Raw genomic sequence first — 12030 nt, forward strand, 5'->3', positions numbered from 1 at the left:
AACCTCACTCACCTTCCCCGAGGGAAACAGCGCCGCCTGCGCGGCCATGCGCGTCAGTCGCCGGGTCCGGCGCTTGTCTCCAAGGTCCGCATGCCCGAACTCCTCCTCCGCCCACGCTTCCGCCGACGAGGCCGCCCCTGCATCCAACATCTCACTCGGTAAATGTCGTCAGAGGGGGGGAATGTACCGATCGGAGATGGGACCAATGCTCAGGCCAGGGGCTGGACCCGGGACGATGAACTGCGCGGTGCGCAGTTCATCGCACAGGCCGAGTCAAGACCGCGAGCGACGTTGCCAACCAAGACAGCAGCGCTGGCGTTTCAACCGGCGACGCCTGTTGGAAGAACTGCGCACCGCGCAGTTCTTCCACAAAAGGTCCAGCGCTGGCGCTGGTCCGGGTCGAGGGGCGGACAGCCCCCGCGGGGCCTGGGGCAGAGCCCCAGCGAGGCGCCTTCGACCTGAGCCCCTGCTCAACCGAAGTGATACGCGGACAAACGTTTCCCCCAGACCGCGCCATTGTACGCCGTCGTTCCCCGATCGGCGCCCGCCGCTCCGGCGACGACCATGAGCGGCAAGAGGTGCTCCTCCCGCGGGTGCGCGAGCCGCGCGGCCGGCGCGCTTGCCCATGCTGCGAGACGCGCGTCCCGCTCGTTCGACGGCAGCGCCATCGTCTCGCGTAACCAGGCGTCGAACGCCTCCGACACTGCGCCTGCGCTCGGATCTCGGAAGCCACGCATGTTGTGATACGTCATGCCGCTCCCGAGGATGAAAACCCCCTCGTCCCGCAGCGGCGCGAGCGCGCGACCCATCGCGAGGTGCTCCTCTGGATCGAGGCCGAGCTTCAGCGAGAGCTGGATCGTCGGCACCTCCGCGTCCGGGTACGTGAGCTTGAGGGGCACGAACGTCCCGTGATCGAAGCCTCGCTTCGCGTTCGTCGCCGTCTGGAACCCCGCCCCGCCGAGCAGCTCCTGCACGCGCGCCGCAAGCTCCGGGGCGCCGGATGCTGGCCATTGCAGCGTGTACGACTCGGGCGGGAAGCCGTAATAATCGTAGAACATGGGCGGACGCTCGGCCGTCATCACCGTCGGCACCGGCTCCTCCCAGTGCGCCGAGATCACGAGCAGGGCCCACGGCGGCGACTTCGGCAGCGCGCGGATCGAGCGCAGGTAGCTTGCGAGCTCGTCGAACTCTGCTTTGCCCATCCCGACGTCCACGAACGGCCACGGACCGCCGCCGTGCGGCAGGAACACCACGGGCAAACGCCCCGGGACCGAAGGCTTCTGGTGCTCGTCCGCCGAAGGTTCGGCGGCGCTGCCCAGAGCGCCCGGCAGCGCCGCGATCGTCGCCGCTCCGGCGATACCCGCGACGATCGCCTGGCGGCGCGTCAGGCCCTCTTCACGTTCCTGGCTCATGCATTCTTCTCCTCGCGTGGGACCGAGGAAGGATGCACCCGCCCCTTCGTCCGCACCAGAGCACGCTGGAGAGACACACTGTTCTCCTCGGGGCAACAATCGGAGCCGGCGTGTTACGTCGCCGCCTCGATGATTTCGGCCCCCAGCCACTCGAGCGCGGTGGCGAGGGACGTCGTGCGGTGGCGCTCCGGATGCCAGGAAAACAAGAGGACGAGGACTTTTGCGGGGACCTTGCCGGTCCCGCTGGCCGCGCGGATGAGCGAGCGTACCCGCTCCACCTCGTCTTCCGGGCAACGGACGGTCAAACCATCGATCTGGACGAGCTGTTGCAATGTCCCACTCCGAGCCAATGCCAGCGGAGCACGACGACGCCATGGGCCCCGGCTCGCGGCGCTGGGCCGAGGGGGGCTCACGCGGTGTTCGTCGCGCGCCTTTCAACGGTGGAAATGGCGGCCTGGGGGCTCAGACAGAGCCCCGCGACGGGCGCGGCGGGGCTCGGGCTTCCTGCGGGGTGCGGCGCTCGGAAACACAGACCGCTTTTTCGAGGCGCTGGGTGAGCTCTTGGGTGCGCTCGTCCGCGTGGAGGCGATTCGACTCGGTGCCGGCTTCTTGCCAGGGCAGCGCTCCGGTCGGAGGGTCGATCGCGGGGGCGTTCGCTTCCGAGGTGCGGAAGCGTGTCGACGACACGGACGACGATTGCGAAGAGAGATCCCCGCGCTCGTGCTCCGCTTCTGGCGGTGGATGCCGGTGCGGCCCGCTCGAAGCCAGCGGCGCAATTTCGAAACGCCGACCGCCCGGCGATGCCGATCGCGCGACCCGCGGCACGGCCTTGCCCCCGCCATTCACCACACGCGTAAGATCCGCGGCGAAACAGCCTCCTTCGACGCCGAAGAAGGCGGAGACGAGCGCGAGCACGGAAAGCACCGTGACCACGACGCCCCGACGTGCTCCCCCTCGCCGCCTCGCGCGGCCAGCATCGACGATGCCGGGGGAAGGAGAAGGGGCGCCGATCATTTGAGGTCACACTAACGGCGGGGGCTCGTCGAACTCAAGGACAAAGCGCGCGACCCTGAGGTTTTCCGCAGGATCGATCCGGAGCCAGGGCGACGAACGCTCTCCCACCCACGGCGTCCCCGCCCGCTCTCGTTTCGTGTATGGGTTCGCCATGAGCGAGACGATCGGGCGCGACGGCTACCCTCACTTCCTGGTCATTCCGACGCGGTGGATGGATAACGACATCTACGGCCACGTCAACAACGTCGTCTATTACTCGTATTTCGACACCGTCATCAATCGCTGGCTCATCGGCGAAGGCGGGCTCGACATCGAGCGCGGCGACGTGATCGGCGTGGCCGCGGAGTCGCATTGCCGGTACCTGCGCGGCGTGTCGTTCCCGACGGACATCGACGCGGGGCTGCGCGTGGGCAAGCTCGGCCGCTCCAGCGTGCGTTACGAGATCGGGCTCTTCCCGCGCGGCGAGGCGCTCGTGGCCGCGGAGGGATATTTCGTCCACGTCTTCGTGGATCGGGTGAACCGAAAGCCCACGCCGATCCCCGATCGGATCCGCGCCGCGCTCGAGCGGCTCGTCGTGCCTCCGAGCGCTGTTTGAAGGCCGCTCTTCGTTCAACGCTCGGGGCTACGCTCGGACAAGCCGAGCTTCGCCCCGAACCCCCTTGCGTTCGTCCCGCCGGTCCCGCATCCTTCGCGCTCGTTCGGGATCCTTCCCGGTAGGAGGTGCTCGAAGAAAACGATGATCAAGCGTCGCCTCGCGGTCACGCTTCTTCTCCTGCTCCCGCTCCTCGCGCTCGTAGCCCCCGCTAGGGTGCTCGCCGAGGAAACCGAGACAGCGCCCGTGACGGCGAGGAACGCCGTCGCCGAGGCCCGTGCCCGCGGAGAGCTGCGCTGGGGGAACGATTCACAAGGCGGCGCGCCGTACGTCTTCCAGGATCCGATGGATCCGAACCACCTCATCGGCTTCGAGGTGGACTTCGCCGCCGCGCTCGCGAAAAAGCTCGGCGTGCGCCCGAGGCCCGTGCAAGGGCAGTGGGACGGGCTGCTCGAGCTGCTCGCCCGCGGCGATTTCGACGTGGTCGTGAACGGCATCGAGGTCGCCGAGGAGAAGAAGCGCGTCGCCGATCTGTCGCGTCCCTATTACGTCGCCGCCATGCGGCTCACGGTGCGCAAGGGCGACGCGGGCGCGCCGCGCACGCTCGAAGCGCTGCGCGGGCGCAAGCTCGGCACCTTGCCCGGATCGCTCGCCGCGCGGCTCGCAACGCGCGAGGGCGCCGAGGTGAAGACGTACGACGGCGGGCAAAACGACATCTACGACGATCTCCGGATCGGCCGCACCGACGCGGTGCTGCTCGACGATCCGATCACGCTTTATTACGGGGCGATCGATCCCGCGCTGGAGGTCGTCGACGGCTCGTTTGGCGAGGTCTCGTATGCGGTGGGCGTTCCGAAGGGCGATGCGGAAACGCTCGCCGCGGTGAACGGGGCGATCGACGAGCTCGCGAAGGACGGAACACTCGCCGCGCTCTACGCGCGCTGGGGCCTCTGGAACGAGCCCACCGAAAAATTGCTCGGCGGGCCTGCGCCCCCATCCACAGTCGTCGCCGAGGCGCACGACGCGTGGCGCGCGGCCGTCGGAAAACCGCTTCCGTTCTGGTCACGCGTGACGGAGCGATATCCGGCGACGCTCCGCTTGTTCGCGCGGGGCGCGCTGCTCTCGCTCGTGGTCTCGGTGCTCGCGATGGCCGTGGCCGTGACGCTCGGCATGGCGCTCGCGCTCGCGCGGGTCTACGGGCCGAAGCCGCTCCAGTGGCTCGCGGTGGGCTACATCGAGCTCTTCCGCGGCACGCCGCTGCTCGTGCAGCTCACGATGGTCTACTTCGGCCTGCCCGAGCTCGGCCTGACGCTCTCGCCGTTCGTCGCGGGCGTGATCGCGCTCGGGCTGAACTACGCCGCGGCCGAGGCGGAGAACTACCGCGCCGGGCTCGGGAGCGTGCCGGCGGGGCAGATGGACGCGGCGCGGACGCTCGGGCTCTCGAAGCTCGCGTCGCTCCGCCACGTGGCGCTGCCGCAGGCGATCCGTGTGGCCCTGCCGCCGACGACGAACGATTTCATCGCGCTGCTCAAGGACAGCTCGCTCATCTCGGTCGTCACGTTGACCGAGCTCACGAAGACGTATACGAGCCTCGCCAGCGCCATGCGGGACCACCTCGGCCTCGGCCTCGTGGTGGCGCTGTTTTACCTTGGCTTGAGCCTCCCGTTCGCGCGCCTGTCGCGCAGCGTGGAGGAACGGCTCGGATCGAAGGTCCGGCGGCCAGCTTCTGCTTGAAGGAGGGAACGATGTCGATCTGCGTCACCGATCTGGTCAAGCGACACCCGGGCGCCGCCGCGCCCGCGCTCGCGGGGCTCTGCATGAAGGTGCCGACGGGCAAGATCGCCAGCGTCCTCGGGCGCAGCGGCGCCGGAAAGACCACGCTCCTGCGTTGTTTGTCCGGGCTCGATCCCTTCGACGGCGGAACGATCGACGTCTCCGGCGTGACGTTCGGCGCGGGCGCGAAGCACGGCTCGTTTGGCGGGAAGATCGGGCTCGTCTTCCAGAGTTTCGAGCTCTTCCCGCACCTCTCGGTGCTCGACAACTGCACGCTCGCGCCGCGCATCGTGCGGGGCGAGGCGCGCGCGCGCGCGGAGGCACGGGCCAAGGAGCTGCTCGCGGAGCTCGGCATCGAGGACAAGGCGAAGGCGTACCCGGAGGCGCTCTCCGGCGGGCAGAAGCAACGCGTGGCGATCGCGCGCGCCCTCGCCATGGAGCCTTCGGTGCTGCTCTACGACGAGCCCACGAGCGCGCTCGATCCGGCGCTGAAACACGAAGTCGGCCGGACGCTGCGGCGCGTGGCCGGGACGGGTGTCACGCAGATCGTCGTGACGCACGATCTGCCCGTGGCGCGCGAGGCGTCGGATCTCGTCTTCGTGCTCGACCGAGGGCGCGTGGCGGCCTTCGGCCCGCCGGAAGAAGTGATCGCCGAGGCGGCGTAAAGCGAGAAGCCCCTTGACAAGGGGCGAGATTCGATCGCGGGCGTCCCAGGTGCGGCTGGAACGCGGAAACGCGTGTCCTGAAATACACTGTTTCCTCTTGCAAACAGGACGGAAACTCCGCATCCTGCGCCCGCAATGTACGCTCCCCAACGCCCCGTCCGGGTGGCGATCATTGGAGGCGGATGCGCGTCGATGGCGACCGCCTTCGAACTGACCCGCCCCGAGCACCGCGGCCTTTACGACGTCACCGTCTATCAGATGGGCTTCCGGCTCGGCGGCAAAGGCGCCTCGGGCCGCGGGCCGTCGGGCCGCATCGAGGAGCATGGCCTGCACCTCTGGATGGGGTTTTACGAGAATGCGTTCCGCTTGATGCGCTCGTGTTATGGCGAGCTCCGGCGGAATCCCCGCACCTGCCCCATCGCGACGTTCGAGGACGCGTTCGCCCCCGCGCCCGTCGTCGGCGTGACGGACCGATTGCCGAGCGGCGCGTGGGAGCCGTGGGTCGCCCAGTTCCCGCCCGGCAAAGGAATGCCCGGCGATCCGCTGGAGGAGCGTAACCCCTTCAGCGTCGCGGGATACCTGGAGAAAGCCCTCGCGCTCGTCCCCGAGCTCTTGCGTTCGGCGAACGCGGGGCGCGCCGCGCCCACGATGCCCGGGTCCGAGGGGGCGCGCCGCGTCGGGGCGTCGCCGGGCGACGTGCTCGGGATGATCGAGCGAATCCTGCGGTACGGGCAGCTCGCCACGACGGCGGCCGTGTTCGAGGCGGTGGACCTCTTGCGCACGGCGCTGCAATCGCTCTTCGCGCTGTCGCCGCGGGACAGCGTCGAGGGCACGTTGCTCCGGCTGCTCGACGCGATCGGCGCGGTCGTGCGGCGGGAGCTCGACGCGCTCGTCGGCGGTGACATGGGGCTTCGGCGGGTGTGGGAGGTCGTCGAGCTCATCCTCTGCATCGTGCGGGGCTCGCTCCGGTACGGGCTCGTGTTCCATCCGGACGGGTTCGACGCGATCAACGAATACGAATGGTCGGACTGGCTCCGCCGCAATGGCGCGTCCGAGCGCTCGCTCGACTCCGGGTTCGTCCGCGCGCTCTATGATCTCGCGTTCGCGTACGAGGACGGCGATGTGCGGCGCCCGGCCCTCGCGGCGGGGGTCGCGCTTCGCGGCGCGCTGCGGATGTTCTTCACGTACCGCGGATCCTTGTTTTTCCGCATGCAGGCCGGCATGGGCGACATCGTCTTCGCCCCGATGTACGAGGTCCTGAAGCAGCGCGGCGCCCACTTCGAGTTTTTCCACCGCCTGCGCAACGTAAAACTCTCGCCGCCCGAGGCGGGGCCGGCGCACGTCAGGGCGCTCGAATTCGACGTGCAGGCCGAGATCGTGGGCGGCGGCGAGTACACGCCGCTCGTCGACTTCAAGGGGCTGCCCTGCTGGCCCGCGAAGGCCGACCACCGGCAGCTCGTGGACGGCGAACGCCTGGAGCGCGAGGGCTGGGCCTTCGAATCCCACTGGGAGACACGCCGCGCGGGGGAGAAGACGCTGCGGGTGGGCGCGGATTTCGATTTCGTCGTCCTCGGCGTGAGCGTCGGTGCCATTCCGCACGTGGCGCCGGAGCTCGTCGAGCGGGCGCCGTCGTGGCGGGCGATGGTGCAGAACGTGAAGAGCGTCGCGACGCAGGCGTTTCAGGTGTGGCTCCGGGCGGACGCGCAAGAGCTCGGCTGGAATCGGCCCGGGCCGGTCAACGTGTCGGGGTTCGTCGAGCCGTTCGATACGTGGGCGGACATGACGCACCTCGAGCGCGTGGAATGCTTCGAGGAGCCGGTCCGATCGATCGCGTATTTCTGCAGCGTCTTGCCGGACGTCGCGCCCGAGAGCCCGGACTTGCCGGCCATCGCGCGCGCCTACGTGCGCGACAACGTGGTGCGCTTCCTCGACTGGGACGTGGGCTGGCTCTGGCCCGCGGCCGTCCGCAGGCCGGGCGAGTTCCGCTGGGATCTGCTCGTCGACCCCGAGGAGGCCCGTGCCGGCGCACCACAACGCACGGGCGCGGCGCGGTTCGATTCGCAGTTCTGGACGGCGAACGTGAACCCGTCGGATCGGTACGTCCTGTCTTTGCCCGGGACCATCAAATATCGCATTTCGCCGCTCGACATGACCTTCGACAACCTGACCATCGCCGGCGACTGGACGCGCTCCGGGCTCGATACGGGCTGCGTCGAGTCGGCCGTCATGTCGGGGCTGCTCGCCGCGCACGCCATCAGCCATTTTCCTCCCCTCGAAGAAATCATCGGATACGATCACCCATGAACCCGTGGAATCCGCACGATCGCCCTCTCCCCCACGACGCGCCCGTGCAGGACCGGCTGCGGCGTGATCCCCCCGCCCGCACCCAGCCCATTCGGGACGTGCCCTTGATCTTCCGCTCCCCGCCGGAGCGCCGCCCGGATCCCATGCCGGGGCCCAATGGCCCGGGCGCGCCGAACGGCCGTCCCTCCCTCGAAGCGGGCGTGTCCACGGCGTATCGCGTGTATGACGAATACATGCGCCGCGGCCGCGAGGCGGCGCGCGGGTTCGGCGGATCCTGGCCCGAAGCCGGGCCGCCGCCGTCGTACGGCGACATGGCGCGAAGGGCCATGCGGTACTGGTCGGACGCCATCGGCATGATGTTCGATTTCGCCGGGCCGATGGGCTTCATGCCGCAGGGCCGCGCGCCGCAGTCGCCGTATGCGCATTCGCCCTATGGCGGATACGACCCGCGCGCGGCGTACGCGCCGCAAGGCCGCTACGAGCCGCCGCCGCCGTACGGGCGGCCCGAGCCCCCTGCCCCGTTTGGCCGATACGAACCGCCGCCGCGCGAGCGTTACGAACCGCCGCGCGAGCGCTACGAGCCGCCGCGCCCGCCGCAGGACGCTCCGGAGCGGGAAGCGGGCATTGCATTGCGGTTCGACGTTCACCTCGGCCGCGCCGCGGAGGTGCGCCTGCACCTCGGGCCCGGCGCCACCGGAAAACACCTCGTCGCCCCGGCGCTCGCCGCGCTCGACGTGCAGGGCGCGCTCCCGCTCGAAGGCGTGCGCTTCTCGAACGACGGCGCCCTCGGGCTCACCCTGCAAATACCGCCCGAGCAGCCCGCCGGCACCTACAGCGGCGTGGTGATCGACGAAACGAGCCGCTCGCCCGTCGGTCGCGTGACCGTCACCTTGAAGGCCTGACGGGGGGCCGAGGACACCATGCTCGCCGAGATCGTCCCCGCCGTCTTGCAAGAATACGGTGCGGCCGCGCGCGCGCGGCTCTTTCAATACCTCCCGGCGCGCGAGCCGCGGCGCTTTCTCTACGACCTCGTGGCCGAGTATCCGCAGCGTGGCGGCCGCGGCTTCCGGCCGAGCCTCTGCATCGCCACGGCCCGCGCCTTCGGCTGCCCGCCCGAGGACGCCCTCGACACGGCCGCGTCCATCGAGCTCTTGCACAATGCCATGCTCGTCCACGACGACATCGAGGACGAAAGCGAGCGCCGCCGGGGCAAACCCACGCTGCACACGACGCATGGCATTCCGATCGCCATCAACGTCGGCGACATGCTCGGGCTCCTCGGCCTCCGCCCGCTGCTCGCGAATTTCCGCAACCTCGGCCCGCGCCTCGCGCTGCGTATCCTCGAAGAGACCGAGCGGATGGCCTCGGAGACGGCCGAAGGGCAGGCCATGGAGCTCGGCTGGCGTCACGAGAACGCGACCGGCGTGCGCGAGTCCGATTACCTCGAAATGGTCCTCAAGAAAACGTGCTGGCTCGGGATGATTCACCCGGTCCGCGTCGGCGCGATGATCGCCACGTTCGACTCGATCGATCCCGACGCGTTCATCCGCTTCGGCTTCTTCCTCGGCGCGGCGTTTCAGATCCAGGACGATCTCCTGAACCTGACCGGCGACGAGAACGATTACGGCAAGGAGCTCGGGGGCGACATCCACGAGGGCAAACGGACGATGATGCTGATTCGCCTCTTCGAGGAGGGGACGGCGGAGGAGCGCGAGCGCCTCGGCCGCCTGCTCGCGCTGCCGCGCGTCGAGCGCACCCGCGAGGAGATCACCTGGGTGCGCGAGCGAATGGATCATTACGGGTGCATCGAATACGCGCGTCAGGTCGCGCAGGGGCTTGCGGGCGCGGCCTCGCACGAGTGTTCCCTCCTGTTCGGCGCGCTGCCGGACTCCCGCGACAAACGGTTCCTCGAAGCGCTCCCCCGCTGGGTCATCGAGCGGGCTTGACGCGCGGGCCATGGCCAAACCCCTCTTCAACCTGGCGCCGGGCATGTATCCGACGATGCAGCTCGTCCCGCCCTTCCGTTTCGAGGGGGTGACGATGCGGGTCTTCCCGCTCCTCGCCGACATGGAGCGGGTGCAGCGCTTCGTCGACGCGTACGTGAACGACATCGCGCCGCCCGAGGTCGGGCAATTCCGGGTGTTCTTGCCGTACGTGTATCTGCAAATCCTCCATTACGGCAAGATGGCGGTCGAATCGGCGAATTTGGGGTGGATCGCGCAGCACGAGATCAATCTGACGATCCCTCTCGCGTGGTACACAAAGGAGGGCCATCAGCTCGTCTTCAAGGATTGGGTGTACCTCACGCCTCACATTTTCGTGGACAACCCGCTCTCGATGACGACGGGCCGCGGGGTGTACGGGTGGCCCAAATCGCCCGGGCACCTCGTGCCCACCGCGAGCGGGTGGGTCGACGATCCCACGGCCGGAAGGATCCTCGCGAGGGTGAACGCGCCGAGGGGCACACTCCTCGAAATCGAGGAAGTCGCATCCCTCTCGCCCTTCGAGACGCCCAGCCGATGGCTCTCGCAGGGCATCGACATGCTCCAGGGCATGGGGCTCTGGCGCGAGCGACCCGGCGGGGCCCCCGCGAACGCCGTACGGATGGCGCGGGATCTCGGGCGTTTCGTCGTCGGTCTCCACACGTCGACCCCGTACTGGATCGCGCTCACGTTGAAGCAATTCCGGGACGCCGCGCAGCCCGAAATCGCCGATTACCAGGGGTTCGTCACGACGAAGATGCTCATCGACAGCATCAAGCAGGTCGGCTTCTTCGGCGATCGCCACCTCCTTTCCGGCGACGTCACGGGTGGATATCGGATTCGCCTGCACGAACATGCCGGTGTCTCCCTCGGCGACGTTCTCGGGCTCGAAATCACGGGCCCTCGCGAGCGGGGCGCGCACGGCGAGCCGGTGAGCGTGCTCGAACCCGTGTTCCCTTTCTGGCTCCATTTCGACATGAAGTACCCCCGCGGCGACGTGCTCGCGTGGCGCACGCCGTTCTCGGACGGCTGGCGCAGCGACGGCGGGCTGCCCCTGTCGACACCCGCGACCCATCCCGAGCCCCTTCCGCGCTTCAACACCGCGCGGGGCGTCGCCTTCGAGCCCGCCCCCGGGCCCTTCCATCGTCCGGACGCGACCTTGCGCGTGCTCCCGATGCTCGCGGACCGGGCGAAGCTCCAGGCGTTCTGCGACGCCTCCTTCGGCGCGATGCTGAAGGACACACCGTATCGCGTCGAGGCCTGGGGCACGTACGTGTACATGGTGGCATCGAGCTTCGACGAGGATCGCGACCTCGAAATGCTCCTGCCGATCCTGTGGCATTTCAATGGCGAGCTACAGGGCCGAGCGCTCGTGCCGGTGTTTTGCTACGCGAACCGCGATGCCGCCGCGATCGCGCGCTCCGAGGTGTGCGGCATCCCGACCTTACCCGCCGAATTCGCGAGCCCGGCCGATGGATGGATGGATCCCGCCGGGCCCTCGCCGCGAATGCCGCGCCCCTTGCTCACCGTGCTCGCGGACGTGCTCCCCACGCTCGGGTACGGCCAGAAGGCGGAGCGTCGGCGGCTCATCGAGATTGTCCAGGGATCCACGACGCCGCCCGTCTCGACGACCTCGTTCCTCCTGAACGAGACCTTCCCCCAGCACGTGGAGCAGGAGGACCACGCGCTCGGCCCTCTTTCGATGACGGGCTCCCTCGACATCCTCACCGTAAAACAATTCCGCGACGCGCAGGATCCAATCGCCGCCTGCTACCAGAGCGTGGTCCTCCTCGAACGGGTGTTCGAGCAAGTCCTCGAGGTCGACGAAATCAAAAACCGCCTCGAAATCCGACTCCACGCCTATCCAAGTCAGCCCATCGTCGAGACGCTCGGGCTCCACTGGAAAGCGGTGGACGTGAGCGGCACGGCCGAGGTGTACGTCCTCGAGCCCATACGCCCCTTCTGGGCCCGCGTCGCGATGCGGCAGCATCTCGGCCGCAACCTGGCCATGCGCGCGGGCAGCAAGCAATGGGTGATCCCCCCGCGCGACGAGACCTGAAGCATGGGTCTCATCGCGAGGCGTCGCGCCGGGGCGCTGCCCCGGGCCCCGCGGGGGCTGTTCGCCCCTCGACCCGAACCAGGGCAAGCCCTGGACCATTTGGGGAAGAACTGCGCGATGCGCAGTTCTTCCCACAGGCCGGTGGCAGGCGGGCAGGATCGTCGTTGGTCTTGACCTGGCCTGTTCGATGAACTGCGCATCGCGCAGTTCATCGACCCCGAGTCCAGCG

Annotated in this window: 11 protein-coding genes; 7 read left to right on the plus strand and 4 right to left on the minus strand. The window is 68.8% G+C overall.

Features of this window, described 5'->3' with window-relative positions; translation table 11 throughout:
* From KEG38_RS56340 to KEG38_RS53960, 4 genes are all read right to left on the minus strand, one after another.
* Window positions 1–150: IS4/Tn5 family transposase DNA-binding protein (locus tag KEG38_RS56340; RefSeq protein ID WP_372518248.1), on the minus strand; the 150-nt coding region annotated here is incomplete at its 3' end.
* Between the two features lie 320 nt (window positions 151–470).
* Window positions 471–1412: a DODA-type extradiol aromatic ring-opening family dioxygenase gene (locus KEG38_RS53950; protein ID WP_272428960.1), complete on the minus strand. Its 942-nt coding sequence runs from the start codon at window positions 1410–1412 to the stop codon at window positions 471–473.
* A 113-nt stretch (window positions 1413–1525) separates the two neighbouring features.
* Entirely contained in the window at window positions 1526–1744 is a 219-nt protein-coding gene (locus KEG38_RS53955) for a hypothetical protein (RefSeq protein WP_272428962.1), read from the minus strand.
* Between the two features lie 130 nt (window positions 1745–1874).
* Window positions 1875–2345, minus strand: coding sequence for a hypothetical protein (locus KEG38_RS53960; RefSeq protein ID WP_272428964.1), 471 nt, complete (start codon window positions 2343–2345; stop codon window positions 1875–1877).
* 232 nt (window positions 2346–2577) lie between these two features.
* On the opposite strand from KEG38_RS53960, the gene KEG38_RS53965 reads away from it, so the two are divergent.
* The 7 genes from KEG38_RS53965 to KEG38_RS53995 all read left to right on the plus strand — a co-directional run bounded on the left by KEG38_RS53965 (window position 2578) and on the right by KEG38_RS53995 (window position 11801).
* Complete coding sequence (locus tag KEG38_RS53965) at window positions 2578–3021, plus strand: acyl-CoA thioesterase (RefSeq protein ID WP_272428966.1); 444 nt, start codon at window positions 2578–2580, stop codon at window positions 3019–3021.
* Window positions 3022–3162: 141 nt separating this feature from the next.
* Complete coding sequence (locus KEG38_RS53970; RefSeq protein ID WP_272428967.1) at window positions 3163–4752, plus strand: ABC transporter substrate-binding protein/permease; 1590 nt, start codon at window positions 3163–3165, stop codon at window positions 4750–4752.
* 11 nt (window positions 4753–4763) lie between these two features.
* Window positions 4764–5456, plus strand: coding sequence for an amino acid ABC transporter ATP-binding protein (locus KEG38_RS53975; protein ID WP_272428969.1), 693 nt, complete (start codon window positions 4764–4766; stop codon window positions 5454–5456).
* A gap of 135 nt (window positions 5457–5591) precedes the next feature.
* Window positions 5592–7760, plus strand: a complete 2169-nt coding sequence (locus KEG38_RS53980) for an FAD-dependent oxidoreductase (RefSeq protein WP_272428971.1) — start codon at window positions 5592–5594, stop codon at window positions 7758–7760.
* Window positions 7757–8662, plus strand: coding sequence for a hypothetical protein (locus KEG38_RS53985; protein ID WP_272428973.1), 906 nt, complete (start codon window positions 7757–7759; stop codon window positions 8660–8662). Before KEG38_RS53980 ends, KEG38_RS53985 begins: the two co-directional genes overlap by 4 nt.
* A gap of 18 nt (window positions 8663–8680) precedes the next feature.
* A complete protein-coding gene (locus KEG38_RS53990) occupies window positions 8681–9706 on the plus strand; it encodes a polyprenyl synthetase family protein (protein ID WP_272428975.1) in 1026 nt (341 codons plus the stop codon).
* A gap of 10 nt (window positions 9707–9716) precedes the next feature.
* On the plus strand, window positions 9717–11801 hold the full coding sequence (locus KEG38_RS53995; protein ID WP_272428977.1) for an acetoacetate decarboxylase family protein: 2085 nt from the start codon (window positions 9717–9719) through the stop codon (window positions 11799–11801).
* Window positions 11802–12030: the final 229 nt, after the last annotated feature.

Source organism: Polyangium jinanense (genome assembly GCF_028435265.1).
GTDB lineage: Bacteria > Myxococcota_A > Polyangia > Polyangiales > Polyangiaceae > Polyangium > Polyangium jinanense.